Origin of the sequence: Streptomyces sp. NK08204, from assembly GCF_020400585.1 — a bacterium.
Lineage (GTDB): Bacteria > Actinomycetota > Actinomycetes > Streptomycetales > Streptomycetaceae > Streptomyces.
Genome location: NZ_JAINVF010000001.1, coordinates 80,399 through 106,211, shown reverse-complemented (window position 1 = coordinate 106,211; position 25,813 = coordinate 80,399). Strand labels below are relative to the sequence as shown.

The 25,813-nt window shown below is 71.4% G+C and carries 25 protein-coding genes, 1 pseudogene and 1 riboswitch; of the genes and pseudogenes, 12 read left to right on the top strand and 14 right to left on the bottom strand.

All coding sequences use genetic code 11. The features are described from left to right. Positions 1-55 precede the first annotated feature (55 nt). Positions 56-1,027, top strand: a complete 972-nt coding sequence (gene rfbB / locus K7G59_RS00470; RefSeq protein WP_225829751.1) for a dTDP-glucose 4,6-dehydratase — start codon at positions 56-58, stop codon at positions 1,025-1,027. Between the two features lie 158 nt (positions 1,028-1,185). Here rfbB and K7G59_RS34870 read toward each other — a convergent pair whose 3' ends face one another. After that, on the bottom strand, positions 1,186-1,470 hold the full coding sequence (locus K7G59_RS34870) for a hypothetical protein (protein WP_308294974.1): 285 nt from the start codon (positions 1,468-1,470) through the stop codon (positions 1,186-1,188). Between the two features lie 326 nt (positions 1,471-1,796). On the opposite strand from K7G59_RS34870, the gene K7G59_RS00460 reads away from it, so the two are divergent. Next, entirely contained in the window at positions 1,797-2,309 is a 513-nt protein-coding gene (locus K7G59_RS00460) for a metallophosphoesterase (protein ID WP_225829750.1), read from the top strand. 42 nt (positions 2,310-2,351) lie between these two features. Continuing rightward, positions 2,352-2,948: a GNAT family N-acetyltransferase gene (locus K7G59_RS00455; RefSeq protein WP_225829749.1), complete on the top strand. Its 597-nt coding sequence runs from the start codon at positions 2,352-2,354 to the stop codon at positions 2,946-2,948. Positions 2,949-3,042: 94 nt separating this feature from the next. Here K7G59_RS00455 and K7G59_RS00450 read toward each other — a convergent pair whose 3' ends face one another. Both K7G59_RS00450 and K7G59_RS00445 read right to left on the bottom strand, forming a co-directional pair. Further along, positions 3,043-4,149: an XdhC family protein gene (locus tag K7G59_RS00450; protein ID WP_225829748.1), complete on the bottom strand. Its 1,107-nt coding sequence runs from the start codon at positions 4,147-4,149 to the stop codon at positions 3,043-3,045. Positions 4,150-4,327: 178 nt separating this feature from the next. Beyond that, positions 4,328-5,587: a YncE family protein gene (locus K7G59_RS00445; protein WP_225829747.1), complete on the bottom strand. Its 1,260-nt coding sequence runs from the start codon at positions 5,585-5,587 to the stop codon at positions 4,328-4,330. Positions 5,588-5,727: 140 nt separating this feature from the next. On the opposite strand from K7G59_RS00445, the gene K7G59_RS00440 reads away from it, so the two are divergent. Next, complete coding sequence (locus tag K7G59_RS00440; protein ID WP_225829746.1) at positions 5,728-6,390, top strand: TetR/AcrR family transcriptional regulator; 663 nt, start codon at positions 5,728-5,730, stop codon at positions 6,388-6,390. Between the two features lie 453 nt (positions 6,391-6,843). Here K7G59_RS00440 and K7G59_RS00435 read toward each other — a convergent pair whose 3' ends face one another. The 4 genes from K7G59_RS00435 to K7G59_RS00420 all read right to left on the bottom strand — a co-directional run bounded on the left by K7G59_RS00435 (position 6,844) and on the right by K7G59_RS00420 (position 11,853). Further along, a complete protein-coding gene (locus tag K7G59_RS00435; protein ID WP_225829745.1) occupies positions 6,844-7,620 on the bottom strand; it encodes an NAD(P)-dependent oxidoreductase in 777 nt (258 codons plus the stop codon). A gap of 115 nt (positions 7,621-7,735) precedes the next feature. Further along, a complete protein-coding gene (locus tag K7G59_RS00430; protein ID WP_225829744.1) occupies positions 7,736-8,938 on the bottom strand; it encodes a TetR/AcrR family transcriptional regulator in 1,203 nt (400 codons plus the stop codon). Between the two features lie 374 nt (positions 8,939-9,312). After that, positions 9,313-10,461 (bottom strand): acyl-CoA dehydrogenase family protein, encoded by a 1,149-nt coding sequence (locus K7G59_RS00425; RefSeq protein ID WP_225829743.1) that lies wholly within the window; start codon positions 10,459-10,461, stop codon positions 9,313-9,315. A 207-nt stretch (positions 10,462-10,668) separates the two neighbouring features. Continuing rightward, positions 10,669-11,853: a lipid-transfer protein gene (locus K7G59_RS00420; RefSeq protein ID WP_225829742.1), complete on the bottom strand. Its 1,185-nt coding sequence runs from the start codon at positions 11,851-11,853 to the stop codon at positions 10,669-10,671. A gap of 512 nt (positions 11,854-12,365) precedes the next feature. Here K7G59_RS00420 and K7G59_RS00415 point away from each other — a divergent pair. Together K7G59_RS00415 and K7G59_RS00410 are read left to right on the top strand one after the other, a co-directional pair. Further along, positions 12,366-14,000 (top strand): serine/threonine-protein kinase, encoded by a 1,635-nt coding sequence (locus tag K7G59_RS00415; RefSeq protein ID WP_225829741.1) that lies wholly within the window; start codon positions 12,366-12,368, stop codon positions 13,998-14,000. Between the two features lie 71 nt (positions 14,001-14,071). Beyond that, positions 14,072-14,514, top strand: a pseudogene (locus K7G59_RS00410) (zinc-binding dehydrogenase); the annotation flags it as partial. Between the two features lie 38 nt (positions 14,515-14,552). Here K7G59_RS00410 and K7G59_RS00405 read toward each other — a convergent pair. Further along, entirely contained in the window at positions 14,553-15,401 is an 849-nt protein-coding gene (locus K7G59_RS00405) for a bifunctional 5,10-methylenetetrahydrofolate dehydrogenase/5,10-methenyltetrahydrofolate cyclohydrolase (RefSeq protein WP_225829740.1), read from the bottom strand. 25 nt (positions 15,402-15,426) lie between these two features. After that, positions 15,427-15,507, bottom strand: a riboswitch (ZMP/ZTP riboswitch). A gap of 126 nt (positions 15,508-15,633) precedes the next feature. Beyond that, complete coding sequence (locus K7G59_RS00400; protein WP_225829739.1) at positions 15,634-15,996, bottom strand: nuclear transport factor 2 family protein; 363 nt, start codon at positions 15,994-15,996, stop codon at positions 15,634-15,636. 300 nt (positions 15,997-16,296) lie between these two features. On the opposite strand from K7G59_RS00400, the gene K7G59_RS00395 reads away from it, so the two are divergent. The 4 genes from K7G59_RS00395 to K7G59_RS00380 all read left to right on the top strand — a co-directional run bounded on the left by K7G59_RS00395 (position 16,297) and on the right by K7G59_RS00380 (position 19,561). Continuing rightward, complete coding sequence (locus tag K7G59_RS00395; protein ID WP_225829738.1) at positions 16,297-17,382, top strand: S-(hydroxymethyl)mycothiol dehydrogenase; 1,086 nt, start codon at positions 16,297-16,299, stop codon at positions 17,380-17,382. Beyond that, positions 17,382-18,011, top strand: a complete 630-nt coding sequence (locus tag K7G59_RS00390) for an MBL fold metallo-hydrolase (RefSeq protein WP_225829737.1) — start codon at positions 17,382-17,384, stop codon at positions 18,009-18,011. The genes K7G59_RS00395 and K7G59_RS00390 overlap by 1 nt, the downstream gene beginning before the upstream one ends. A 553-nt stretch (positions 18,012-18,564) precedes the next feature. Further along, entirely contained in the window at positions 18,565-19,260 is a 696-nt protein-coding gene (locus K7G59_RS00385) for a L,D-transpeptidase (protein WP_225829736.1), read from the top strand. A 115-nt stretch (positions 19,261-19,375) separates the two neighbouring features. Next, entirely contained in the window at positions 19,376-19,561 is a 186-nt protein-coding gene (locus K7G59_RS00380) for a hypothetical protein (RefSeq protein ID WP_225829735.1), read from the top strand. 80 nt (positions 19,562-19,641) lie between these two features. On the opposite strand, the gene K7G59_RS00375 is transcribed toward K7G59_RS00380, so the two are convergent. Together K7G59_RS00375 and K7G59_RS00370 are read right to left on the bottom strand one after the other, a co-directional pair. After that, positions 19,642-20,997 (bottom strand): S1 family peptidase, encoded by a 1,356-nt coding sequence (locus K7G59_RS00375; RefSeq protein ID WP_225829734.1) that lies wholly within the window; start codon positions 20,995-20,997, stop codon positions 19,642-19,644. 143 nt (positions 20,998-21,140) lie between these two features. After that, the gene (locus tag K7G59_RS00370) at positions 21,141-21,971 is read right to left on the bottom strand and encodes an SAM-dependent methyltransferase (RefSeq protein ID WP_225829733.1); all 831 of its coding nucleotides are present in this window, start codon (positions 21,969-21,971) and stop codon (positions 21,141-21,143) included. A 181-nt stretch (positions 21,972-22,152) separates the two neighbouring features. On the opposite strand from K7G59_RS00370, the gene K7G59_RS00365 reads away from it, so the two are divergent. Beyond that, positions 22,153-22,539: a PPOX class F420-dependent oxidoreductase gene (locus K7G59_RS00365; protein ID WP_225829732.1), complete on the top strand. Its 387-nt coding sequence runs from the start codon at positions 22,153-22,155 to the stop codon at positions 22,537-22,539. Positions 22,540-22,820: 281 nt separating this feature from the next. Here K7G59_RS00365 and K7G59_RS00360 read toward each other — a convergent pair whose 3' ends face one another. Beyond that, positions 22,821-23,240 (bottom strand): Zn-ribbon domain-containing OB-fold protein, encoded by a 420-nt coding sequence (locus K7G59_RS00360; RefSeq protein ID WP_225830227.1) that lies wholly within the window; start codon positions 23,238-23,240, stop codon positions 22,821-22,823. Positions 23,241-23,453: 213 nt separating this feature from the next. Then, positions 23,454-24,239 (bottom strand): TetR family transcriptional regulator, encoded by a 786-nt coding sequence (locus K7G59_RS00355; RefSeq protein ID WP_225829731.1) that lies wholly within the window; start codon positions 24,237-24,239, stop codon positions 23,454-23,456. A gap of 176 nt (positions 24,240-24,415) precedes the next feature. Here K7G59_RS00355 and K7G59_RS00350 point away from each other — a divergent pair, with 176 nt between their 5' ends. Then, a complete protein-coding gene (locus K7G59_RS00350) occupies positions 24,416-25,261 on the top strand; it encodes a hypothetical protein (protein ID WP_225829730.1) in 846 nt (281 codons plus the stop codon). Between the two features lie 13 nt (positions 25,262-25,274). Here the strand turns inward: K7G59_RS00350 and K7G59_RS00345 are convergent, their stop codons facing one another. Continuing rightward, on the bottom strand, positions 25,275-25,667 hold the full coding sequence (locus K7G59_RS00345; protein WP_225829729.1) for a hypothetical protein: 393 nt from the start codon (positions 25,665-25,667) through the stop codon (positions 25,275-25,277). Between the last annotated feature and the right edge of the window lie 146 nt (positions 25,668-25,813).

Sequence of the window (25,813 nt, the reverse complement as noted above, 5' to 3'; positions counted from 1 at the left end):
GGCCGAGTGCCCGCCGCCCGCCCCCGGGGAACCACAGCAAGGTGCAGATCCGTTCATGAACCTCCTCGTCACCGGTGCTGCCGGGTTCATCGGCTCCGCGTACGTGCGCTTGCTGCTCGCCGCAGGTTCCCCCGACGCGCCGCGCATCACCGTGCTGGACAAGCTGACCTACGCCGGCACGCTCACCAACCTTCCCACCGGTCATCCGCGGCTCGACTTCGTGCACGGCGACATAGGCGACGCCGACCTGGTGGACAAGCTGATGGCGGACGCCGACCAGGTGGTGCACTTCGCCGCCGAGTCGCACGTCGACCGGTCCATCGGGGCCGCGGGGGAGTTCGTCCGCACCAACGTCCTGGGCACCCAGACCCTGCTGGACGCCGCCCTGCGCCACGGCGTCGGCCCGTTCGTGCACGTCTCCACCGACGAGGTGTACGGCTCCATCGCGACCGGCTCCTGGCCGGAGACGCACCCGCTCGCCCCCACCTCCCCCTACTCCGCCTCCAAGGCGTCCGCCGACCTGCTCGCCCTGGCCTGCCACCGCACCCACGGTCTGGACGTCCGCGTCACCCGCTGCTCCAACAACTACGGCCCGCACCAGTTCCCCGAGAAGGTGATCCCGCTCTTCGTCACCAACCTCCTCGACGGCCTGGACGTCCCGCTCTACGGCGACGGGCGCAACGTCCGCGACTGGCTGCACGTCGAGGACCACTGCCGGGGCGTCGAACTCGTCCGCACGCTGGGCCGCCCCGGCGAGGTCTACAACCTCGGCGGCGGCACCGAGCTGAGCAACCGGGACCTCACCGGGCTCCTTCTCGACCTGTGCGGCGCGAGCTGGGACCGCGTCGAGCACGTCGCCGACCGCAAGGGCCACGACCTGCGCTACAGCGTCGACTGGAGCAAGGCCCGCGACGAACTCGGCTACCGCCCGCTGCGCGACTTCAGGGCCTCCCTCGCCGAGACGGTCGCCTGGTACCGCGACAACCGGGCCTGGTGGGAGCCGCTGAAGCAGCGGACCGTGCGGTGACCGGGCCCGGCCGCCGGACCGGTCAGGTGCGGGTCCTGGCCGGCAGCCGAAGGATCTCCTCGGTCGTGCCGGTCTCGCCCGCCCGGGGGAAGCCCCGTTCGACGCTGCCCGCGTGCGCCGTGGGGTCGCTGTCAGCCATGGCGTGACGCCGCGACGGCTCAGCCGGACGTCCGGACCGGTGCCGTACAGGGCGCTCGGGTCGTGCTCGTGACCCGGATGTCGCCCGGCTGTCCGGGGAGTTCGTCGACGACGTCCCGGCCCACCGGGAGGACGAGCCCCCGCGCCCGGTGCTCGGCCCGGCCGGGGACCGCGTCCGCCCCGTCGGGCGCGACGGACACACGGACCACGACCACGGGCAGGCCGCGGGCCTGGAAGACATCGGCGAGCCGGGCCGCGAGGCCCACCACGGCCACGGCGGCGTACGGATGCCCCGGGCACGCCACGATCCGTTCTGCAGGCCGATCAGGACGAGCGCCGTGCGCGGATCGACAGTGGCCGACGGCGATGGGGGTCGGGAACACGCCCGGTCGGGCGTGCCGGTCCGTCCAGGGCGGCCGGCGCGGCCACCGTCGACCGCGGCCGTACGCCCTCCGCGCCGACCAGGGCCCTGACCGTGGCCGCGCCGCCCTTGCCGACCAGGGAGAGCGCCGATCCACCGGGGGAACTTGCCGCGCCTCGCGGCCGGACCCTCCTGGCCGAGCATGCCCCGATCGGGCTTTTTCCGGTCCGGCTCTCGCCGGTCGGGCTTTCAGCCGCCTAGGCTGGCGGGGTGCGTCTGCTGCTGATGTCCGACACCCACCTGCCCAAGCGCGCCAAGCGGCTCCCCGAGCAGTTGCTCGCCGAACTCCCGTACGCGGACGTCGTCCTCCACGCCGGCGACTGGGTCGACACCGCCACCCTCGACCTGCTGGAGAGCCGCTGCCGCCGCGTCATCGGCGTGTACGGCAACAACGACGGCCCGGCACTGCGCGCCCGGCTTCCCGAGGTGGCGTACGCCGAACTCGACGGGCTGCGCTTCGGCGTCGTGCACGAGACCGGGCCCGCCCAGGGCCGCGAGGCCCGGTGCGCCGCTCGCTTTCCCGACCTCGACGTGCTCGTCTTCGGCCACAGCCACATCCCCTGGGACACCACGGCCCCCGGCGGACTGCGCCTGCTCAACCCCGGCTCCCCGACCGACCGCCGCAGCCAGCCCCACTGCACATACCTGACCGCGACCCTCGACCACGGCACGCTCGACGAGGTCGTACTGCACCGGCTGCCCAGCGGACCAGCCGCTGGGTAAATCCACTCGGCGGCGGTGGACCAGCCGTGACAGGATGCCTCGATGATCTCTGATGCAGGCGTCCCGGCAGCCGTCGTTCCCGCAGGTCGCATGGCCCGGACCGAGCAGCCCGTACTCGCGCTCCCCAGCGGTCTGCAACTGCGGCCCTGGCGGGTCGACGACGCAGACGCCCACGCCCTGATGACCGCCGGGCAGGACCCCTCGATCCGTCTGTGGAACCGGTTCACCGTCGGCGGTCCCGAGCAGGCGCGCGGCAGGATCGAGCGCATGCACCGGCGCTGGCGGGCCGAGACCGCTGCCGTGTGGGCCATAGCCAGGCCTGGCGGCGCTCCCGTCGGGCTCGGCGCATGGGGCGACATCGACCTCGCGGACGGCACCGCCGAGATCGTCTACTGGCTGCTGCCCGAGGCGCGCGGGGCCGGTATCGCGGCCGAGGCGACCAGGCGGCTGACCCGGTGGGCCCTGGACGACCTGGGCCTGCACCGTCTCCGCCTGTGCCACTCGGTCGCCAACCCCGCTTCCTGCAGGGTCGCCGAGAAGGCCGGCTACACCTTCGAGGGCACCCAGCGCAGTGCCCTGCTGCACGCGGACGGCTGGCATGACGAGCATCTGCACGCACTGGTCGCGGGCGACGTCTGACCGGTGCGAGGAGCCCCGGCCGGACGGCAGGCGCGCAGGCGGTGGGCGCGGGGACGGCGCAGGGCGGGGGCGGTAGGCGCTCGGGCGGTGGACCTCAGACCACCCCTCGCGGATGGATCGGGCCGCTCGCCGCGCTCAGGGGCAGCCCGCTGCCGCCCCGGCGCAGGGCGACGATCTCCGCCGCCACCGACACCGCGAACTCCTCCGGCGTACGGGCACCGAGGTCCAGGCCGACGGGGGAGCGCAGGCGGGCCAGTTCCCCGTCCGTGACGCCCGCCCGTGCCAGGCGGCGGCACCGGTCCTCGTGAGTGAGGCGAGTGCCCATCGCCCCGATGTAGGCCGCCGGGCGCAGCAGCGCCTCCCGCAGCAGCGGCACGTCGAACTTCGGATCGTGGGTGAGGACGCAGACCACCGTCGTCTCGTCGGTGTGCGTGTCGCGCAGATACCGGTGCGGCCAGTCCGCGACGACCTCGACACCCTCCGGGAACCGTCCGGGCGTGGCGAACACCGGGCGGGCGTCGCACACGGTCACCCGGTAGCCGAGGAAGTCCCCGATCCGGGCCACGGCCGCAGCGTGGTCGATGGCGCCGAACACCAGCATCCGCGGCGGCGGCGCGAAGGACTGCAGGAACACCGTGACGGTGTCCTCGCGGCGCTCCCCACGCGGCCCGTAGCGCCGCAGGCCCGTCGCACCGAGGGCCGGCTCGCCGCGCGCGTCGGCGGCCACCGCCGTGTCCAGGCCCCGCATGCCAAGACCGCCTGCGGCCGTGCCGGACCACACAGCGAGGGTCGCCCCGCGTGGCGCGGGCCCCTCGACCAGGGTGGCCACGGTGACCGGCTCACCGCCCGCGGCCGACGCCATGACCGCCCCGAAGGAGGGATCCCGGGCACGCGTGACCGGCCGTACCAGGACGGTGATCTCGCCGCCGCAGGTCAGCCCGACCGCGAACGCGTCCTCGTCGCTGTACCCGTACGTCTCCAGGCGCGCCTCGCCGCTCTCGACGACCTCCTGGGCCAGCTCGAACACCGCGCCCTCCACACAGCCCCCGGACACGCTGCCGACGACCTCCCCGTCCGGGCCGACCGCCATCATGGCGCCGGGCTCGCGTGGAGCGCTGCGGCTGACCGCGACGACCGTGGCGAGCGCGAACGGCACACGGGCGGCGTACCACCGCTCCAGCACCATGAGAATCTCGCGCATCGCCCGCTCCCCGGCCGACCTGCTCAACCCCCTGGTTGAACGTTAATCCGCCGCTGCGGCCCCCGCACCTCGCCCTCGCACCGTCCGCCGGTCCGCGCTGTCCGGCGGTGAGACGGCCTCCGAGGGGAGTGGGGGCACCCCGGAGGCCGCCGTCCCCGGGGGGCAGCTGCCGGGCAGGTCAACTGCTGGACGGACCCGTCCAGTCGGACTGCACATGGCCCAGCCGGACCCGCTGCGGATGGTCGCCGACGGGGATCGACGTCACCTTCCGGCCCGTGGCGAAGTCGATGGCGGTGACCTGGTCCGCGCCGCTCTCGGAGATGAGGCAGTCCTTGCCGTCCCCGCTGACCGTGGCCCAGTACGGCTTGGACGCGGTGATCAGCGGCCCCTCCTGGAGGGTGGTGCGGTCGACCACCGCGGCGTAGTCGTCCATGGTGCCCGCGACGCACAGTTTCGTGCCCTCGGGGTTCATCGAGATGCCGTGGTGGCGCGAGTCGTTGACCCAGGTGGTCCGGTCCGTGCTGGTCGCCGGGTTCTCCGGCAGCGTCTTCACCCGGGTGATGCGGTCGGCGGCGACGTCGTACTCCAGGAAGCCGTTGAAGAACGACACCTGGAAGTACAGCTTCGACTCGTCGGGGGAGAAGGCGGCGGGGCGCACGGCGTCGGAGAAGTCCTTCAGCCCGATGGCGTCCAGCCGCTGCCGCATGTCGATGACCTTGACCTGCCGGTACGTCGTCGCGTCCACGACGGTGATACGCCGGTCGCCCTTGGTCCAGTCCCAGGCGGGATCGTCGAGCGCGGTGTTGACCTCGCCGATGGACATGTTCCAGATGTACTTGCCGTCCTTGGTGAAGATGTTCTCGTGCGGCTTGTCGCCGGTCGCGAACGAGCCGAGCTGCTCACCGGTGTCGATGTCCAGCACGTGCACGGTGTTCGCGGTCGAGGCCGACACCGCGACCCTGGTGCCGTCGGGCGAGACCGCCATGTGGTCGGCTCGGTAACCGGCCACCGGGAAACGCCAGTTGATCCGTCCGGTGGTGAGGTCGATGGAGACGACGTCCGCGAAGCTCGGCCGGGAGACCACGACCGACCTGCCGTCCGGGGTCGAGTACATGTCGTCGGCGAACTGGTCGTGCCCCTCGCCGACACTGTTGCGGATCGACATGAAGTAGATCCACTTGACCGGGTCGGCGTTGATCTCCGCCATCCGCTGGTCCTTGTCCGGAATGACGTTGATCCTGCCGATCTTGGCGAAGTCGCCGGAGGACTTGATGACGTCGGCGGTGCCGTCCCAGTTGTTGCCGACGAACAGTACTTCGCGCAGGCCGTCGGCGGCGCCGCTCACACCGGCGGCGGTGGCGACGGCCGCCGGGCCCGCGACGGTCAGGGCGAGGGCGGCGGCTATGGAGCAAAGGTGCCTGGTCATGGAGGCAGGCATGACTGCTCTCTTTCCTCGGGGAAATCTGAACACGGGCGGATTCACAGTGGACTTACTGCAAAGTAAGGAAGGGTCGCCCTTCTCGACAAGACGTGCGCACGACAAGATTGGGTCACCGGGTCGGTGACGGAGGGAGAAACGTGTCGGGGAGGCTCAGGGCGCCTACGGGCCGCTACGGCGGCAGGTCCGCCGAGGAACGGAAGGCCGAGCGCCGTCGCCGGTTCCTGGACGCGGCACTACGGTTGTTCGGCGACAGCCCGGGCTACCGGGGGACGACGGTCGCCGCGCTGAGCCAGGCCGCGGGCCTGTCCACGCGCCAGTTCTACGAGGAGTTCCACAGCCTGGAGGACGTCCTCGCCGCGCTGCACCTTCAGGTCAACGCCTGGGCGGAGCAGGCGGTGCTGGACGCGCTCGCCGCGGCCGAGGGGCTGCCGCTGGCCGAGCGGGTCGCCGTGCTCTTCCACGCCTACGCCCGCGACGTCACCTCCGACCCACGCCGCATCCGCATCGCCTTCGTGGAGATCATCGGGGTCAGCCCCCGGCTGGAGGAACAGCGGCTCTCCCGCCGCGCACGGTGGGTCGACCTCATCCGCGCCGAGGCCGACGCGGCCGTGGCGCGCGGTGAGGCCGCACCCCGCGACTACCGCCTCGCGGCCACGGCCTTCATCGGCAGCGTCAACGGCCTGCTGCACGACTGGAGCGCGGGCTGGGTGGCGGCGAGCCTCGACGAGGTCGTCGACGAACTCGTCCGCCAACTGCTGGGCATCCTGCGGCCGCAGGGGTGGCGTCCCGCACCCGCCTGATCCTCCGGCCGGCCCGGGTCCCGTGCCGTGCGATGCCGCTGCCGGTCCAGGCCCTCCCGCGAAGCGGGTCGACCTCACCGCCTTCTACGGCACCCGTCCCTCTGCGCACCTCCGCCTCGACTCGGAGCGCCGCCTTCAGACCCTGCGGGCAGGAAGGAACGGATCCCCGATTCCAGCGAAGGACGGATCCCCGACCCCAGCGAAGCCCGGATCACCCGCCTCGAAGCAGAGAAGGCCGAGCCGAAGGAACGAATGGCCCAGTCGGAGCAGACGACCGACCGGCTGTCGGACTTCCGCACCCACGCCCTGGCCTGGCTCGCCGCCCAGTACGCGGAGATCCTCCGGCTCCGCGAGGCCGCTGCCGGAGCAACCCGTTCAGCCACCTGTCACCGACCCGGACCACCGTCACCGGGACTTGCAACTGAGATGCCCCACCGCAGTGTCCGGCCCCTTTCACATATGCCGGAGCGTGTACTCCGCGTCGGCATACGCGCCGCCCTGCAGACCGTTCTCCGTCAAGTCCCCTTCCGGCGGCATACGCGGAGCAAAGACTTCCGCGTCGTCCACGGGTGTGTATCCCAAAGCCGCCCCCGCCTCGATGTCCCAGAACCGGCGGGTATTGGCGGAAACGGCATAGATGGTCGTGAAGCGGATGCCGGGAGCGGTGAGCGCGGCCCGGATGAAACCGAGGCAGTCGCGAGGGCTCAGCCAGGTGGCCAGATGACGAGGCTCGGTCGGTGTGTCTTCAAAGCTCCCGATGCGCAGGCACACCACGGGCAGACCGAACTTGTCCGCATACAGACGCCCCAGTGCCTCGATCGCCACCTTGCTCACCCCATAGAGACCGTCCGGCCGCGGCGGCATCTCGGGCGTGACGGTCTCCGAGACCGGATAAAAGCCGGTGAGGCGATTACTGCTGGCGAGCAGTACCCGTCCAACCCCTTGCCGACGCGCTCCCTCCAGCACGTTGTGCGTCCCCCGGACATTGCCATCCAACAGGTCCGGCAACGGCGCCTCGTCCGGGACCCCGCCCAGATGCACCACGGCATCCGCACCCTCCAAGGCCGCCATGACCGCTTCGGCGTCCCGCAGGTCGAGCTGCCGCACCTCCTCGGTCGACGTCTGCGCGGCGAGACCGACACGGTCGACGAGCACCAAGCGCTCGGCTTCACCGCGCAAACCGATCCGCACCGCCGACCCAACTCGCCCGGCCGCGCCGGTGATCACCACAGTCCCAAGACTCGTTCCCATGGCGGTCACTCTGCCTCACGTCACCGACAATCCGCTCCCAGGAGATCTCGGCAAGAGGGAACGGGAACTCCGACAGCCAGTGATCCACAGGCGTCTATGGGGTGCTGTCCAGTCCCAGGAGGACGCAGCCGAGATGGTGGACGTTGTGGGCGATGCCCGACCGGGCGCGCAGCCGGGGGGTTCGGGCGATGTCGTTGGCGATGGTCAGTACGGCCTGCGTGCGGATGCGTGCTTCGGCCGGTGACATGCCGGGGTGAACGTGGCCCATGAGGTGCAGCCATTCGTCGATGTAGTCGCGCTGGGCCTGGCGGATCCGGTGCCGCTCATCGTCCGGGAGGTGCTCGGTCTCGGTGACGATGAGTGTCACCAGGTGCGGGTGGGCCAGCGCGAACTGCGTGTACTTCAGCACGAGGAGGCGCAGCGCGTCCACGTGGTCGCGGGCTGAGGCGAGTGCCTCGGCCAGGTCCAGCCAGAGCCGTTCGGCGCTGCGGTTCATGGCGGTGGCGAGGATCTCGTGCTTGCTGGTGAAGTGGTTGTAGATGCTCTGGCCGGCGATTCCGACGGCGGCGCCGGTGTCCTCCAGGCTGACCGAGGCGTAGCCGCGTTCGGCGAACAGCCTGGTGGCTGCGGCCAGCAGGCGCTCGCGGCGGGACCGGTGCGACAGCGCCTGGCCGCTGTCCGGGCGGTCGGTGGCGAGTTCACCGAGGTGCGGGAGGTCGGCGGCCGCGATGCGTCGCACGAGACCGGCAATGAGGTCCGTGTACTCGGGCGTGGGCATTTCGATGTGCTGGTAGGCGATGCTGGCCGCGATGTCGAGCGTGCTCCAGGCGAGGAGTTCCGCGTGGGCCGGCTCCAGGCCCGGCCGGAAGGCGGTCAGCTGATCGACGAACAGACGCCGGGCGGCGTGCAGCCGCTCGCCGAGTTCGGCCTGCTGTTCGGCCGGAAGGTGTCGGGCTTCGCGTTGCCACAGCACGCCCAGTTCGCGGTGGGACAGCGCGGCCTTCGCGAACTCGTCGGACAGTGCGCCGAGGTCGCCCGGTCGCGTGGTGTGCAGCCTGGCCAGGGATGTCTCCAGGGCTTCGGCGACGACCGCGTGGAGAAGTTCCTGCTTGCCGCGGAAGTGCCGGTACAGCGCTGAGGGGCCGATGCCGACGGCCGTGGCGATGTCACTCATCGCCACGTTGGTGTAGCCGTGCCGGGAGAACAGCTCACGTGCCGCGGCGATGAGTGACGCCCGGCGGTTGCGGGGCCGGGTGCCTCGGGCAGGAGGTGCTGAAGCATCCGTGTCGACCGTCACCGTCTCCTCCTGGTTCTGGGGCCAGTTGTGGGCGCGCAGGTCAGCGGACCTGGTATGCGCCGTCCGCCCAGTATTTCCGGCGCAGCTCCCGTTCGAGAATCTCGCCGCCCCCCGATCTGGGCAGGGCCTCGGCGAAGTCGACGCGGCATCGGCGACGGACCGCGCCCGAGGACGCCGGCCCGGTCGCCCGGTCGCACGCCGAGCGATCGGGCGACCGGGCCGGCGAAGCGAGCCACTCGCTCCGCCGATTCGGCGACCGTACGGACTCGGCCGCCGACGATCGTCATCGGCGCGCCGGGTGGTGCCGGAGCGCTGTTCGCAGGGGCCGGGTCACGTGCATCAGGCGCTCCCTTGCGCGGGATCCGGCGAGGTGGCTATCCGAGGTCGAGGGAGCGGCCGATGATCTCCTTCATGACCTCGGTCGTGCCCGCGTAGATGCGGCTGACCCGGCTGTCCTGCCAGGCCCGGGCGATGGGGTACTCGAGCATGTAACCGTATCCGCCGTGGAGTTGGACGCAGGCGTCCACGACCCTGCCCTGCAGTTCGGTGCACCACCACTTGGCCTTGGCGGCGTCGACGGCGGTCAGCTCCCCCGCGTTGAGCGCGAGGATGCAGCGGTCCAGGTACTGCTGGGCCACGTCGATCTCGGTGGCCAGCTCGGCGAGCCGGTGCCGGATCACCTGCATCGATCCGATGGGCTTGCCGAACGCCTTGCGCTCGCGGACGTAGTCGGTTGTCCAGTCGAACGCCGCGGCGGCCTGGGCCAGACCGGCCACCGACACCGAGAGCCGTTCCTGCGCGAGGTTCCGGGTCAGGGCGAAGAACCCCTCGCCCTCGTTGCCGAGCAGGTTGGCCACCGGTACCCGGGCGCCGGTGAAGGACAGCTCGGCGGTGTCCTGGGCGTGCAGCCCGACCTTCTCCAGCTTGCGGCCGCGTTCGAAGCCCGGGGTGTCGCGTTCGACGACGATCAGGCTCAGACCGCGGTGCGGATGCTCGCCGGTGCGGGCCGCGAGGATCACCAGGTCCGCGTTGATGCCGTTGGTGATGAAGGTCTTCGCTCCGTCGATGACGTAGTGGTCGCCGTCGCGGACCGCCTTGGTACGGATGCCGGACAGGTCGGATCCGGTGCCCGGTTCGGTCATCGCGATCGCGGTGATCAGTTCGCCGGAGGCGATGCCGGGGAGCCAGCGGGCCTTCTGCTCATCCGTGGTGCACTCGAGGAAGTACGGCATGCACACATCGGCGTGCAGCGCGGGGCCGAGCACCGCGGGGGAGACGGCCGCGCGGGCCGCTTCCTCCTGCAGGATCATGTTGTATCGGAAGTCGTTGATCCCCGCACCGCCGAACTCCTCGGGCACGGCGAAGCCGAGCGCGCCGAGGCGGCCCAGCCCGGTGAACAGTTCACGCGGCACGATGCCCGCACGGTCCCAGTCGGCGTAGCGGGGCGCGACCTCCTTCTCCAGGAACGCCCGCACGCTGTCCCGGTACGCCTCGTGCTCGGCATCGAACAGGATTCGTTTCACTTGTGTCTCCGGCTGTCTGAAAGGGTTCTCTGAAGCGGTCGGTGCGAGGGAGGAGTCTCAAGGTCCGTGCGGGGCACGGCCGTCTCCGTGTCCACGGGGCCCCTCTTGGCCGACGGCCTTGGCGAAGCACAGACGGCCGCGCTCCCCGTGGGCGGTGATCGGCTCGAGCATCGGCTTCCTGGCCGCCTCGGCGTTGATCGCCATCGCTCAGCCCACCGTCTCGTACAGCGTCACCACAGCGGCACCGCCGAGCCCGATGTTGTGCTGCAGTGCCACCCTCGCGCCCTCCACCTGCCGTGCCTCGGCGTGGCCGCGCAGCTGCCACACGAGTTCGGCGCACTGGGCCAGCCCGGTCGCGCCCAGCGGGTGCCCCTTGGACAGCAGGCCGCCCGAGGGATTGGTGACCACCCGGCCGCCGTAGGTGTTGTCGCCGTCGCAGATGAACTTCTCTGCCGTGCCCTCCGGCGTCAGGCCCAGCGCCTCGTAGGTCAGCAGCTCGTTCGTGGTGAAGCAGTCGTGCAACTCGACCACCCGCACGTCCTCCGGGCCGACGCCGGACTGCTCATAGACCTGCCTCGCCGCGGCCTTCGACATGTCGTAGCCGACGACCTTGCGCATGTCCGCGCCCGTGAAGGTCGACGGGAAGTCCGTGGTCATCGCCTGCGCGGTGATCGCCACGTCCGTGCGCAGCCCGTGCCGGCGGGCGAACTCCTCCGAGCAGAGCACCGCTGCCGCCGCGCCACAGGTCGGCGGGCAGCACTGCAGCCTGGTCAGCGGCCCGTAGATCCGCGGCGAGGCAAGCACCTCCTCCACCGTCACCGGGTCGCGAAACACCGCGTACGGGTTGTTCGCCGCGTGCCTGCGCGCCTTCACCGCGATCTTGGCGAAAGTGTCCTCGGCCAGGCCGTACTCCTCGGCGTAGGCAGCGCCGGCACCGCCGAAGTACTGCGGCGCGAACGGGGCGTCCGATTCGCCCTGGACGGCGACCGTCACCGCGTCGAAGCGGGCGAACGGGCTGGGCCGGTCCTGCCAGTGCGTCGCCAGCGCACCGCGCTGCATCTGTTCGAAGCCCAGCGCGAGCACGCAGTCCGCCATGCCGCTCCCGACCGCCTGCCGGGCCAGGAACAGCGCCGAGGAGCCGGTCGAGCAGTTGTTGTTCACGTTCACGATGGGGATGCCGCTCCGGCCCACGCCGTACAGCGCGGCTTGGCCGCAGGTCGAATCGCCGTACACGTAGCCCACGTACGCCTGCTGCACCAGGCCGTAGTCGATCCCCGCGTCGGCGAGCGCGGCCCGCGCTGCCTTCTCACCCATCAGGTCGTAGGGCTCGCTGTTCCTCGGCGTCGTGAACGGGATCATCCCCACGCCCGCGACGGTCACCCTCGATGCCATGGCAGCTCCAGCCTTCCGCGCTATCTCCAGAATGCGAAGACTACTGATCATTCACTTAACGTGGAAGAGGGTTCGGCCTTGCCTTACTCATGACGGTGAAGCGGTTCTCATGAGGCTGTTGGCGATTCACTATTGAGGTATCGAGCTGAGGGGTGCTGCTGCGGAAGGCGGCGGCTGGTCATCGTCTGACGCGGTCGGCCCTGATGCGCACTCAGACGCGGCCGATGTTCCAATGCCTTTATTGACGCACAGATGTATCAATAGATACTTTGTGATAGCAGTCTCCATGTACTGATGATCGGGTATCGCTAGCCGCCGGGTGCCGTGCACGCCCTGCTGGACCGGCAAGCGGATACGCATCACCGTGCATGACGCGTCCACCGGAGCCTTTGGCTTCTTCGCCCATGGGCAGACCGTCGAACGCAACGGAGCGCTCGTCGACTGCGGCTCCCCGCCCGCGTACTCGTCCGACCGCGCCACCATCTCGACCGTTCGACCCGCTGGGAGCCAGCATGACCGCAAAGCCCTTCGGTGCCCTGTCGCCCTCGCCCTTCGAGGCGCTGTCCCCGGACGATCCCCGCGGGATCGGCGGTTACCGTCTGTGCGCGCGGCTCGGTGCGGGCGGCATGGGCCGCGTCTACCTGGCCTACACCGCCGGCGGGCGCCCGGTCGCGCTCAAGGTGGTCCGGCCCGAACTGGCCGAGGATCCCGGGTTTCGGCACCGTTTCGCCCAGGAGGTCGCCAGCGCCCGGCGTATCCACGGTCTCTACACCGCCCAGGTGGTCGACGCGGGCATCGACGCCACCACCCCCTGGCTCGCCACCACCTTCGTACCCGGACCCTCCCTCCACCAGGTCGTCCACCGCCACGGCCCGCTGCCCGAAAGAACCGTTCTGCTGCTCGTCGCCGGCATCGCGGAGGCCCTGCAGGCGATCCACGCCGCGGGAGTCGTCCACCGGGACCTCAAGCCCGGCAACGTCCTCGTCGCCGCCGACGGACCTCGCGTCATCGACTTCGGCATCGCCCGCGCCGCCGACGCCACCCCGCTCACCGGCACCGGCCTGCGCATCGGCTCACCGGGCTTCATGGCCCCCGAACAGGCCCTCGGACTGCCCGCCACCCCGGCCACCGACGTCTTCGCCCTGGGCGCCCTGATCACCTACATCGGCTCGGGCACCGCCCCCTTCGGCGACGGACCCGAATCCGTCTCCCTCTACCGGGCGATACACGAGGAGCCCGACCTCTCTCACCTTCCGTATGGACTGCACGAGCTGGTCCGGCTCTGCCTTGCCAAGAGCCCCGAGAACCGGCCGGGCACAGCCTGGTTGATCGAGGCCGCCCGCAGCCACCCCGCCACCGGTGGCGAACTGCACTTCTCCGACGGCTGGCTACCTCAGCAGGTCAGCACCGAGATCCACCGCCATGCCGACCTTCCGGCCACACCTCCCCCTGCCGCGACCTTCCTCGACCCGGCCCGGTCCCCGGCCGGCGCCCAGGCCGCACCCGTCCTCCCCACCCCGGCGCCCGGCCAGCAGCAGCCGGCACCCGCCAACCGCAGAGCCGCGCCCACCCCAGGCCGGGGCGCCCGCACCGCGCTCCTGACGACCGCCGGCTTCCTCGCCGGCGCAGCAACGACCTTCGCCCTGCTCAATTCCGGTTACTTCGACGACCCCGGCGACCAGAACGTCGCCGCGACCGGCAGCCTCCCCCCGTCCGCCGGCGCCGCCCGCACCGCGTCCTCGCCCTCGGCGACCCCGCAACCGACCGCGGCCCCCGGTTACACCGCCGCCTACACAGACCGCGAACTCACCTCCCCGGACTCCGACTACGAGTTCGACCTCAGAGCCGGGAAGGTGACCCAGGACAACTCCACCTGGTACCTGGGCCGCGAGGACGGCGAGTACTACATCCCCGACGACAGCGCCGCCTACATCTCACCGGCCGGCTCGCTCAGCCTCTCCGACTGCCTCAAGGGCATCGACACCCAGCCCTCCTCCGCCCTGCCCTTCACCACTGTGCGCGCCGGCCGCAGCTTCTGCGTCCGCTACCCGGGCGGCCAGGACATCGCCATCATCCGTACGTCCACCAACGGCTCGAACGACGGTCCGGTCAAGGTCTCCATCACGTCCTACCGGCACTCCGCCTGAGTACGACCGACCTGCCTCCGTGTTCGGGCAGGTGAGGGGACTCCCGGGCCGCAGCCCGGATGTGACAGGGAAGACGCAGCTCCGCCCGGCCCGGGGACCGGGTGGCGGCGCTCGGGCTCGGTGGGCTCGGGCACCTCGGGGTGCAGTACGCAGTCGCCCGGGGCTCGAGACCGTGACGTTCGCCCGGGGCCCCCAGAAAGCCGACTTCGCCAAGCAGGTCGGCGCTCACCGCCACGTCGACAGCACCTCCGGCACTCCGGTCGCCGAGGTGCTGCAGTCCCTCGGCGGTGCCTGGGCCGTGCGGCCACGGCGGGTGACTCCGCGCCCATCCCGCCCACCATGGCCATCGTGGACGGCCTGGCGCCCCGCGGGGAGCCGGTGGTCATCGGCGCGGGCGTCGATCCGCTCGGTATCAGCAGCCCGGTCCAGCCGACCATGACCGCCCAGGTCGTCCGGGGGCCACCCGTCCGGCACACCCCGGGGATGTGGGGGACATCATGTTAGGCCTGCTACCGGATGGTCACCACGGGCTGAGGAACCGCCCCCGGCGCATCACGCCCCGAGCTGCCGGGCGGCGGCCTCGACGGTCTGCTCCAGCAGCGTCGCGATCGTCATGGGGCCGACTCCGCCCGGCACCGGCGTGATCAGCGAGGCCCGCTCCACCGCCGAGTCGAAGTCGACGTCGCCGACGTTGCCCGGGTTGTAGCCGGCGTCGATCACGACCGCGCCCGGCTTGATGTCCTGCCCGCGGATCAGCCGGGGCCGGCCGACGGCGGCGACGACGATGTCGGCCTCACGGACCGCCGCCGACAGGTCCCGGGTGCGCGAGTGGCAGTAGGTCACGGTCGCGTCCCGGGCCAGGAGCAACATGCCCACCGGCTTGCCGAGGATCGCGCTGCGGCCCACGACCACGGCCTGCTTCCCGGCCGGGTCGACGTCGTAGGCGTCGAGCAGCCGCAGGATGCCGCCGGGCGTGCAGGACACGAAGCCCGGCAGGCCGAAGCTCATCGTGGCGAACGATGCGAAGGTGACGCCGTCGACGTCCTTCTCGGGCGCGATCGCCTCGAACGCGGCCCGCTCGTCGACGTGGTCGCCGACCGGGTGCTGGAGCAGGATGCCGTGCACGGCCGGGTCGGCCGACAACTCCCGCAGGGTGCCGACCAGTTCGGCGGTCGTCGTGTTCGCGGGCAGCGCCACGTGCCGGGATTCGATACCGGCCGTGCGGCAGCGGTTCTGCTTCATGCGGACGTAGGTGACGGACGCCGGGTCCTCGCCGACCAGCACGGTGGCCAGACAGGGTGCGGTGCCCGTCCGCTCGGTGAGGCGGGCGGCGCGTTCCGCGGTGTCGTCGACGATGCGGCGGGCGAAGGCGGTTCCGTCCATGAGCCGGGCCTGGGTCATGCTGCACACTCCTGAGCTGGTTGAGACTCCTCGCCCAGGCGCGCGGCATCGACCACGGGCCGCTCCCCGGTGGTACTCCACCTCAGCGCCAGTCACGGCCCGCACACAGCGTAACCGAAAGGCTGTACGAGAGCTGCGCGGAAGCAGGGCCGCGTCCTCGTCGACGAGGACGGCCGGGCCGAGAAGGTCCAGGCCGCCCGGGAGGTGACCTGGACCCTCGCGGTCCTTGCGCCTACTCGTCCCATGCCTGGATGAGGAGCTGCTCGGCTATCTTGCCGTCACGCAGTATGACCATCGATTCGGCGAGGACGCGGGTGCCGTCCCCGTACTGGCAGGACTCGCTGTAGGCGGCCCGGTCGCCCTGTACGACGCACTGCTCCAGCTTGTGCGTCATGTCGCGGCCGTAGATGTCGTCGAGCAGCTCGGCGATCTCGCTCCGGCCGTGCACGACCTTGGGGTGGCTGGGCTGGGCGTTGTGGTCGACGATGCGGATCTCCGCGTCGTCGGTGTAGAGCGCCAGAAGGGAGTTGCCGGTGGTCCCTTCTATGGCCCGGCGCAGTGTCTCGGTGGTGAAGGTGCCTGACGCGGTGCCCATGGTGACCTCCTTCGGGCGCCCGCAGCCCGGCGCGCGGGGCCCCACCTTCGAGGCTCCCCCGCCCCGGCGGAGGCGGCAAGCGCAGGCGGTGTGCTCCGCGTGTCTCCGAGCAGCTGCGGGTGTTGAACCAGGCCGGCGGGGTGAACCGGCCGCACGAGCTGCACCGGGTGACCGGCCTCGCGGCGCCCGTGACCGGCCTGCTGCCCGCCGTCGAGGCCTGATCCCGCCCGCAGATGGCTCCGAGGAGGACCGCTCGCGCGTAGGGTCGGGGGGTAGACAGTCGATGGAAGGGGCCAGGCCATGGCGCAGGAAGTACGCGGCGTTGTCGCACCAGGGAAGGACGAGCCCGTACGGGTCGAGACGATCGTGGTCCCGGACCCCGGGCCCGGCGAAGCCGTCGTACGCGTCCAGGCCTGCGGCGTCTGCCACACCGACCTGCACTACAAACAGGGCGGCATCAACGACGAGTTCCCGTTCCTGCTCGGCCACGAGGCCGCCGGTGTCGTGGAGTCGGTCGGCGAGGGTGTCACCGACGTGGCGCCCGGTGACTTCGTCATCCTCAACTGGCGTGCGGTCTGCGGGAACTGCCGGGCCTGTCTGCGCGGCCGGCCCTGGTACTGCTTCAACACGCACAACGCGAAACAGCGGATGACCCTCACCGACGGCACCGAGCTGGCCCCGGCCCTCGGCATCGGCGCGTTCGCCGAGAAGACCCTCGTCGCCGCCGGGCAGTGCACCAAGGTCGACCCGGCCGTCTCCCCGGCCGTCGCCGGGCTGCTCGGCTGCGGGGTGATGGCCGGCATCGGCGCCGCGATCAACACCGGCGGCGTCGGCCGCGGCGACTCCGTGGCCGTCATCGGCTGCGGCGGTGTCGGTGGCGCGGCCGTCGCGGGGGCGAACCTCGCCGGCGCCGGGAGGATCATCGCCGTCGACGTCGACGACCGGAAGCTGGAGACCGCCCGTACCCTCGGCGCCACCCACACCGTCAACTCGAAGAACACCGACCCGGTCGAGGCCGTCCGTGAACTGACCGGCGGCTTCGGCGCCGACGTCGTCATCGAGGCCGTCGGGCGTCCGGAGACGTACCGGCAGGCCTTCTACGCCCGCGACCTCGCCGGCACGGTCGTCCTCGTCGGCGTCCCCACCCCCGAGATGCAGCTGGAACTGCCCCTGCTCGACGTGTTCGGACGCGGTGGTGCCCTGAAGTCCTCCTGGTACGGCGACTGCCTGCCCTCCCGTGACTTCCCGATGCTCATCGACCTGCACCTGCAAGGACGCCTGCCGCTGGACGTGTTCGTCACCGAGACCATCCGCCTGGACGAGGTGGAGAAGGCCTTCGAGCGGATGCACCACGGCGACGTGCTGCGTTCGGTGGTGGTGCTGTGATGGCCGCACGCATCGAACGCCTCGTCACCTCCGGTCGGTTCACCCTCGACGGAGGTACCTGGGACGTGGACAACAACGTCTGGATCGTCGGCGACGACCACGAGGCGATCGTGATCGACGCCGCCCACGACGCCGACGCCATCGTCCGCGCCGTGGGTGACCGCCGGCTCACCGCCATCGTGTGCACCCATGCCCACAACGACCACATCGACGCGGCCCCGGCTCTGGCCGACCGCACCGGCGCCACGATCTGGCTGCACCCCGACGACCTGCCGCTGTGGAAGATGACCCACCCCGACCGCGACCCCGACGCCCATCTCGTCGACGGCCAGGTCATCGAGGCGGCCGGTGCCGACCTCACCGTCCTGCACACGCCGGGTCACGCCCCCGGCGCCGTGTGCCTGTACGACCCCGGACTGGGCGCGGTCTTCACCGGCGACACGCTTTTCAAGGGCGGACCGGGCGCCACCGGACGTTCGTACTCACACTTCCCGACGATCATCGCCTCCCTCCGCGACCGGCTCCTCTCCCTCCCCCCGGACACCCGGGTCCTCACCGGCCACGGCGACTCCACCACCATCGGTGCCGAGGCACCCCACCTGGAGGAATGGATCGCACGCGGGCACTAGCCCAACGACTCGGCCGGTGAGCCGGTGAGCGACGCCTGAACGACGAAACTGAAGATGTCCGGCTTCGCCGGGACAGTGGACGGCGACAGCAGTCGTCGTCCACGGGAGGCCGGACACGTCAAGGTCATTGCACGGCAAGGCGCGATGCCCCGCCGGGGCGCCCCGGGGCGCCCCGGCGGGGCATCGCCGTGGCTGACCGGCGCGGTACGGCGTCGAGATCCCCGACTCGGCTGCCCCGTGCCCGACTTCCACCACCCAGCGGCGTCCCCACGGACGTGCAGGCCGGGCGTGCGATCGCAGATCGGCTCGGCGGGCAGGTCCGGTACTCACCGCCGCCCCTGCACAGCTCATCCCCACCGAACTCCTCACCACCCGCTCGCGTCCCTTCTCACCAACCTCCGTGCCGGGTTTGGGCGTTCACGGTTTCGTCACAGCATGACCGGAACCACAACCCTGACGCCCACTGGCAGGTCTAGCAGTCGGACACCGCGGGAATCGCGCAGGGGAACACCCGGGCGGGGACCTGGGGCGAGGGAAGAAAGGGGAGCCCGACATGGGGGACATGCACAGACGAGGCGTTGTCGCAGTGGGTGTCGCGGGACTGGTGGCGCCGCTCACGCTGGCCTTCACGGCGGCACCGGCCCAGGCCGCGACCTGCACCACGCAGGCGGGGCCCTACCAGAAGCAGGTGGAGAAGTTCCTGGGGCGGCCGGTCGACGGCAGGCAGTCCGCCGCCGACTGCCAGGCCATCCAGGCATTCCAGAACAAGCACGGCATCACGCCCGCCATCGGCTACGCCGGGCCCATCACCTGGGGCGTGATGGACCTGATGCTCAAGCAGCGGGCCGTCGGGGACAACCCCAACAAGGACGGCAAGTGCCCGGTGAACAAGGGCCGGATCGCCTGCGTGAACCTCTCGCTCCAGCTCAGCTGGGTCCAGGACGGCTCCAGGCTGGTGTACGGGCCGGTGCCGGTGCGTACGGGGCGCGACGGCTACGAGACCCGCACCGGTCCGTACAAGATCTACTGGCGGGACATCGACCACGTCTCGAGCCTCTACCACGTGCCGATGCCGTACAGCCAGTTCTTCAGCGGCGGCCAGGCCTTCCACTCGACCGACAAGAGCATGTGGAACCCGCCGGGTTCGCATGGCTGCGTGAACATGACGACGACCGCCGCGAAGAAGTACTGGTCGCTGCTGAGGACGGGTGACGACGTCTTCGTGTACGGCCGCAAGCCGGGCACCTGAACGGTCCGGCCGCGGAATCGGCGCCTGCTCTTGACAATGTGACGTGATGAGTAACACGGTCCGAAATGCCCGTATCACGGGCACTTGCTCACGGTGCCTTCACCTCGAGCGGCATATGCTTCACGGCATGTCCACCACTGTTGAAGCCGTCTCCGAGCGATCGGCCGCGGAGGTCAACGAGGAGATCCGGGCCCTGTGGCTCCGGTCGGGCGGGACACTGACCACCGAGCAGCGCGCCGAGTACCAGCGCCTCGTGATGGAGTGGGCCGCCGCGGCCCCGGAGCCGCGCCGGGCGGCCTGAAACCGCCCGGCGCGCACCACGCCGCGCGCGCCGTCCCGTCACCGTCCCACGCCATCCCGTCCCGCCGGGGCGCCCCCGCGTCAGCCCCACGTCGCCGAGTAGTACCGCCGGTAGGTCCTGCGGTCCTGCTCGGCCCGGATGTACCTGGTCGCGACCAGTGCGAGCAGGCTCCCCACGATGACCAGCAGCCCGGGACCGACGTTCCGGGTGTCCGTGAGCTCGGCCAGGAGCGTCCTGCCCCGGGAGGATCCCGGGACCGGCGCCGCGTTCAGTGCGCCGCCCCCCGCGGCCGGTGCCGGCACGATCAGCCTGACGCCCAGTGCCGTCATCGCCCTGTTCACCGGCTGGAAGAACGTCGTCCCGCCCGTGGTGCAGTCACCGTTGCCGCCCGAGGTGACGCCCAGTGCAAGACCGCCGGAGAACAGCGGGCCGCCGCTGTCGCCCGGCTCCGCGCACACGTTCGTCTCGATGAGCCCGCTGACGGTGCCCTCGGGATAGTTCACGGTCGCGTCCAGCGCGGTCACCTGGCCGTCGTGCAGGCCGCTCGTGCTGCCGCTGCGGAACACCCGCTGCCCGACCGCCGCGTCCCCCGCCCCGGTGATCCGCACCCCTTTGCCGTCGCCGATCGCGACCACGTCCGCCCCGTCCCCGGCCCGCCCCGCGTCGTAGCGGACGAGTGAGAAGTCGCCGCCGCCCGGGAAGCTGCTGCTCACCGTCGTGCCCAGCGGCCGGCCGCGCCGGTCGTCGGCGAACCAGACGGAACCGGCGGGCCCGCAGTGCCCCGCCGTGAGGATGAAGTCGCGCTGCCCGTCGGTGACGTTGAAGCCCGCCGAGCAGCGACCGCCGGTCGACAGGATCGGCTGCGCCCCGTCCAACCGCGTGGTGAACGTGCCCCGCGTGCGCTCCATGTGCACGAAACCACCGATGTCGGCGGCGACTTGGCGCAGCCGGGACCAGTCGGCGGCCGACACCGTGCTGTCCCCTCGCACCACGACCTGGTTGCCGCGGTAGTCCACCGCCCACGCGGTGCCCGCCACCCGCGGCGCCGCACGCAGCGTCGCGGTGGCCGACCTGAGTTGCCTCATGCTGTGCCCGACGACCTTCGCCGTCGCGCCCGCGCGCCGCACCTCCCGTGCGGCCCGCGCGTCGGTCACGGCCACGACCGGCCGCCCGTCGGCGCCGATCCAGCTGCCGGCCGTCCGCCCGGTGCCGAGCCGGGCCACCAGATCGGTGCCCGTGTCCGCGGCGCCGGTCTCCGCGGCCGTTCCGGCCGATGTGAACGGCCGGGCGGAGGCGGGGGGCGGGGCGGACGCCCGGGGAGGCTCGCTCGCCATGGCCGCCTGCGTGACCATCGCACCTCCCAGGAGGAGTCCGCCGGCCGCCGCCAGCCGTGTCACCCGCCGGACGACCCGTGCCCGTCCTCGTACGTGCCTCATGTGTGGCTCCCGAACCCCGAACGCGCGGTGCCCTGCGGGCGCCGCGGGGCACCGCGGTCGACGAGTACCCGGAGGTGAGTACGCGGCCCGGGAGCACGCCGTTCACCGACGGCGGCCGGCCTCTTCGGGCTCTTCGGCCGCCGTCAGTTCTTGCGCGCCACTCCGCCGAACATGGCGACCTCCTCCGGCTCGGGCCCGTCGGTCTCCTCGGGCCGCCAGCGCGAGCAGGACACCACGCCCGGCTCCAGCAGCTCGAGCCCGTCGAAGAACCGGACGATGTCCTCCGGGGTGCGCTGGGTCAGCTTCGGGGTGCCGTGCTCGTTCCAGAACCGCACCGCGTCGTCCACGTCCGGCATCGCCGGGCTGGTGATGGTGTGCGACAGCACGAGATGGCTCCCGGACGGCAGCCGGTTGGTCAACTGCCGCACCAGGCCGTACGGATCCTCGTCGTCGCCGACGAAGATGACCACGCCGAGCAGGATCAGCGCCACCGGCTCGCTGAAGTCCAGCGTCTTCGACGCGTGTTCGAGGATCGCGTCGACATTGCGCAGATCCTCGTCCAGATAGTCGGTGCGGCCCTCGGGCGTGCTCGTCAGCAGGGCCCGCGCGTGCGCGAGGACCAGCGGGTCGTTGTCGACGTACACGATCCGCGCTTCCGGCGCGATGCGCTGCGCGACCTCGTGCGTGTTGTCGGCGGTGGGCAGCCCGGTGCCGATGTCCAGGAACTGGCGGATGCCGAGGTCTCGCACCAGGTGTCGTACGGCCCGGCCCAGGAACAGCCGGTCGGCACGTGCGTACTCCCCGATACCCGGGTGCAGCTGGCGGATCTGGTCGCCGGCCGCCCGGTCGACCTCGTAGTTGTCCTTGCCGCCGAGCCAGTAGTTCCAGATCCGGGCCGTGTGCGGCTGGCTGGTGTTGATACGGGCGCGCAGCGACGCGGCCACGTCGTTGGTGGCTGCGGAGTCGTCGGTCACGGGTCAGCTCCTGGGTGCCTGATGAGAGGGTACAGCGTCAAGACGCAATCTAGACGCAAGAGTTGATCTCCGCTGCTCGACCCTGGTTTTCGCCAATTCCCGTGGCGGGCCGACAGCCTGCCGACCGGCGGTGGACGGCGGCCTGGCGGACTCGGCGGGCGGGGCTCCCTAGACTGCCGGCATGAACGACACGCGCCTGGACCGGCTCGGCGCCGGAAAGTACCTGCTGGTCACCAGCTACCGGAAGGACGGCACCCCGGTCGCCACCCCGGTCTGGGTGGTGCGCGACGCAGACACCCTCGGTGTGTGGACCGCCGCTGACAGCTGGAAGGTCAAGCGGATCCGGCGCCGCGCCGACATCCTCGCCGGGCCCTGCGACGTGCGCGGCAACCCCACCGGCGAGCAGCTTCCCGGCACCGCGGAGGTCGTGGACGCGGCCACCACCGCCCGCTACCGCGCACTCATCGCCCGCAAGTACGGCATCGTCGGCCGGCTCACCCTGCTCGGCAGCCGGCTGCGGCGCGGCCTGGACGGCACCGTCGGCATCCGGGTGACCCTCACACCGTGAGAGGCCCCCGGGGGAACGTCCTGACGCACACACGCGCCGGGCGTCCTGTGACGTGTCCGTGCCCGTGTGCGCGTCGATGTCCGCGTCGATGTCCGCGTCGATGTCCGCGTCGATGAGGTGCCGTCGCCGTCACGCGTGCTGCCCCGCACCGTGACGGGCACGTCGATGTCGTGGCCGCCCGGACGCCCATCGTGCGGCCGGTCCTTCGTCTGCCCGGTGGCCGGGCCGACGACGTTCACGGCGGCTGTGGGGAACGACGGCGGCCGGCGCGTCGCCTCGGCTCAGATCCAGGTGCGGTACGCGGGCTCGTCCAGCAGTTGGAAGACCGGCTCGCCGCGCACCGGGTCCTTCGCCGTGGACAGGCGGACGCGGTCCCCGCTGTGAATGCCGATCGGCGGTCCCATCACGCGGCCCCGGACGACGAACCCCTCGGCCATCTCGATCAGGGACACGTTGCGCGCCGCGGGAGTGTTGCGGTGCACGACGGTGGAGTGACGGACCGTGCCGATGCCTTCGCTGCGCTCCGTGCGCAGGTCGCTGCCCTGGCACACGGGGCACAGCAGCCGGTGGTACATCGCGGTGCCGCACCAGGTACAGCGCTGGAAGACGATGGCGTCTTTGGAGTCCGCGGAGCCGGGCTCGAGGACACCCGCCGCAGAGCCCCCCGCGGCGTGCGTGGCGCTTGCTGAGTGGTGGTACACGCTGGTCAACTCCCTGCGCTCGGCCGGAATCCCGCGTGCCCGGCGCGCGCCGCACACGCGTGTGCGCGGTTCAGCTGCTGTCACCGTGCACGCTCACAGGGTATGGCACTCAGTGTCAGTCGTAAAGGCACTGCGTACCCTCAATTTTGGCCTCGCGGCCGGCCGGTCCGCCCGGTGCGCGGTCGCCCGGGCGGCCTGCCGCTGCGGACGGGCTCAGGCGCGGCCGAGCGCGGTCTCCAGCTCCTGCACCACCCGCCACAGCGGGGCGTCGCGACGGGAGACGAGGACGACGACGTCGTCGGAGCCCTCGGCCGGGGCGCCGGCCAGGGCCGGTCCGGACCTGGCTGCGGCGGGCCCGGTGGTGCCGGGGGCGCCGGACGCGCCGGGGCCCGGCAGGGCCGGTGCGGGACGGCCGAATGCCGCCTGGACGTACGCCAGGGCATGGTCCACTGCCGCGCCCGGGTCGCCCTCGCCGTCCGAACGCAGCCAGGACCGCAGGGCGTTGTTGTGCGCGGCGACCACCGCCGCCGCGATGACGTCGGCCTGCAGCGTGCCGTCGGGCCGCCCGGCGAACCGCCCGCGCAGATACTCGGCGAGCGCACGCTCGTAACGCCACACCACCGACAACTCGTAGGCGCGCAGCCCTGGCACCTGCCGGGTCAGGCGGTAACGCTGCACGGAGAAGGTCGGGTTCTCCGCGTACATCCCCAGCACCATCCGGGCCGCGTCGCACACCCGCCGGACCGGTTCGTGGGTCTCGTCGCTCGCGGCGAGGAAGGCCGTCATGTCGGAGAGACAGCGCTCGTGGTCCGGGAAGACCACGTCCTCCTTCGAGGGGAAGTAACGGAAGAACGAGCGCCGGCCCACTCCGGCCAGCGTCACGATGTCGTCCACGGTGGTCTGCTCGTACCCGCGTTCCAGGAAGAGCTGGAAGGCCGCCGCGACCAGGGCGTCCCGCATCGGCGGCTTCGCGGTCGGCACCGCACTGATGGAGCTCATGGACGCGAACGTAGCACCTGGACCGGATCTATGGCACTCAGTGCAGCTTGAGTTGCGTCGCGAGGGAACTGAGTGCTTTGAGGAGACCGGCGACCCCCGTATCCTGCGGCGTAACCTTTCTGCGCCGCTGTCCCGTCGTGGCCGCCGGTACCGAACCCCCGTCCGAGGAGACCCGCATGCCCGCTGCCCGCCCCCGGCTGCTCTACGTCACCGACCTCGCGTACCAGGCCGGCGGTCGGCGCTACTGCGACGAGGACATCTTCCTCACCGCCCGGCTGCGCGCCCACTTCGACCTGGCCCTGTGCCACCCGCTGGACGCTGTGTCGCTGATGGACGGCTACGACGCCGTCGTGGTCCGCAACAGCGGGCCCGTGCTCGGCTACCAGAAGGAGTACGAGGCCTTCCGGACGCGTGCCCTGAGCAGCGGGACACGGGTGTACAACCCGCTCACCGGCAAGGCGGACATGGCCGGCAAGCAGTACCTGCTCGACCTCGGCGCCGCCGGGTTCCCGGTCATACCCACCGTCGACCGGGCCGCGGACCTGCACCGGCTGCCGCCGGCCGAACGTTACGTGGTCAAGCCCAAGGCAGGCGCGGACTCCCTCGGCCTGCGGATCGTCCCCGCTGCCCGGGTCGCCGAGTGCGCCGTGGGTGACGTGCTGATCCAGCCGTGCGTCGACTTCGCCTACGAGGTCTCCTTCTACTTCGTGGACGACGACTTCCAGTACGCCCTGTACGCCCCCGACCCGCGCCGGCGCTGGGAACTGCAGCCCTATGCGGCCACTGACGCCGACCTGGAGTTCGCCCGGCGCTTCATCGGCTGGAACGGCCTCGGCCACGGCATCCAGCGCGTCGACGCCTGCCGTGCCCCCGACGGAGGCCTGCTGCTGGTCGAACTGGAGGACCTCAACCCCTACCTGTCCCTGGACGCCCTCACGGATGACGCCCAAGACGCCTTCGTCACCGCGCTGACGGCGTCCTTGAGCAGGTACGTCCGCCGAGCGCTCGGCTCGCCGGCCTGACGGTGCCCCCCGGTCACCGTCGGGTCAGCGAAGGGGCGCCGCGGCTGGCCAGCGCCTCGCTGACGGCCCGTACGCTGCGCGCGATGTGCTGAAGCTGGAGCACCTCGGCCGCGTACAGCTTGATGGTGTGCTCGATGACCGACTCGGGCACACCCAGCATGGGCAGCTCGGCCCGCGCGGTCTGCAGCGCCGTGCGCGCCACCCGGATCTCCTGCTGCACCTGCAGGTGCGCGTGCCGGGCGAGCAGCACGGGGTGCCGGATCAGGGCCGGGTAGCTGGCGTAGCGTGCCGGGATCAGTTCGCGCAGCCACTTGGCCGCGGAGCGCTCCCAGTCGTAGCTGCCCGGCGTCTTGACCTGACAGGGCCAGTCGGGGCTGATACGCGTGCTGGTCAGGGGCATGATCATCGCTTCCGGTGTGCGGCGTCGCGGGGGGTGTCCGACGGTTTGGGGCGGCCCCGGTCTAGGGGATGACCGAGGCCGCCACGGGCACGGCGGGCAGGCACCGTGCCGGTGAACACCCCGGGCGCCGACGCGGGTAGGAGGCGGCGGCT

What these genes read in the sequence shown, in the direction of transcription:
- K7G59_RS00385 (WP_225829736.1), top strand. Translation starts at nt 18,565, where the DNA reads ATGGGGGACATGCACAGACGAGGCGTTGTCGCAGTGGGTGTCGCGGGA.
- K7G59_RS00365 (WP_225829732.1), top strand. Translation starts at nt 22,153, where the DNA reads ATGAACGACACGCGCCTGGACCGGCTCGGCGCCGGAAAGTACCTGCTG.
- K7G59_RS00380 (WP_225829735.1), top strand. Translation starts at nt 19,376, where the DNA reads ATGCTTCACGGCATGTCCACCACTGTTGAAGCCGTCTCCGAGCGATCG.
- K7G59_RS00400 (WP_225829739.1), bottom strand. Translation starts at nt 15,996, where the DNA reads ATGGGCACCGCGTCAGGCACCTTCACCACCGAGACACTGCGCCGGGCC.
- K7G59_RS00345 (WP_225829729.1), bottom strand. Translation starts at nt 25,667, where the DNA reads ATGATCATGCCCCTGACCAGCACGCGTATCAGCCCCGACTGGCCCTGT.
- K7G59_RS00415 (WP_225829741.1), top strand. Translation starts at nt 12,366, where the DNA reads ATGACCGCAAAGCCCTTCGGTGCCCTGTCGCCCTCGCCCTTCGAGGCG.
- K7G59_RS00395 (WP_225829738.1), top strand. Translation starts at nt 16,297, where the DNA reads ATGGCGCAGGAAGTACGCGGCGTTGTCGCACCAGGGAAGGACGAGCCC.
- K7G59_RS00450 (WP_225829748.1), bottom strand. Translation starts at nt 4,149, where the DNA reads ATGCGCGAGATTCTCATGGTGCTGGAGCGGTGGTACGCCGCCCGTGTG.
- K7G59_RS00420 (WP_225829742.1), bottom strand. Translation starts at nt 11,853, where the DNA reads ATGGCATCGAGGGTGACCGTCGCGGGCGTGGGGATGATCCCGTTCACG.
- K7G59_RS00355 (WP_225829731.1), bottom strand. Translation starts at nt 24,239, where the DNA reads ATGAGCTCCATCAGTGCGGTGCCGACCGCGAAGCCGCCGATGCGGGAC.
- K7G59_RS00455 (WP_225829749.1), top strand. Translation starts at nt 2,352, where the DNA reads ATGATCTCTGATGCAGGCGTCCCGGCAGCCGTCGTTCCCGCAGGTCGC.
- K7G59_RS00445 (WP_225829747.1), bottom strand. Translation starts at nt 5,587, where the DNA reads ATGCCTGCCTCCATGACCAGGCACCTTTGCTCCATAGCCGCCGCCCTC.
- K7G59_RS00390 (WP_225829737.1), top strand. Translation starts at nt 17,382, where the DNA reads ATGGCCGCACGCATCGAACGCCTCGTCACCTCCGGTCGGTTCACCCTC.
- K7G59_RS00405 (WP_225829740.1), bottom strand. Translation starts at nt 15,401, where the DNA reads ATGACCCAGGCCCGGCTCATGGACGGAACCGCCTTCGCCCGCCGCATC.
- K7G59_RS00350 (WP_225829730.1), top strand. Translation starts at nt 24,416, where the DNA reads ATGCCCGCTGCCCGCCCCCGGCTGCTCTACGTCACCGACCTCGCGTAC.
- rfbB (WP_225829751.1), top strand. Translation starts at nt 56, where the DNA reads ATGAACCTCCTCGTCACCGGTGCTGCCGGGTTCATCGGCTCCGCGTAC.
- K7G59_RS00375 (WP_225829734.1), bottom strand. Translation starts at nt 20,997, where the DNA reads ATGAGGCACGTACGAGGACGGGCACGGGTCGTCCGGCGGGTGACACGG.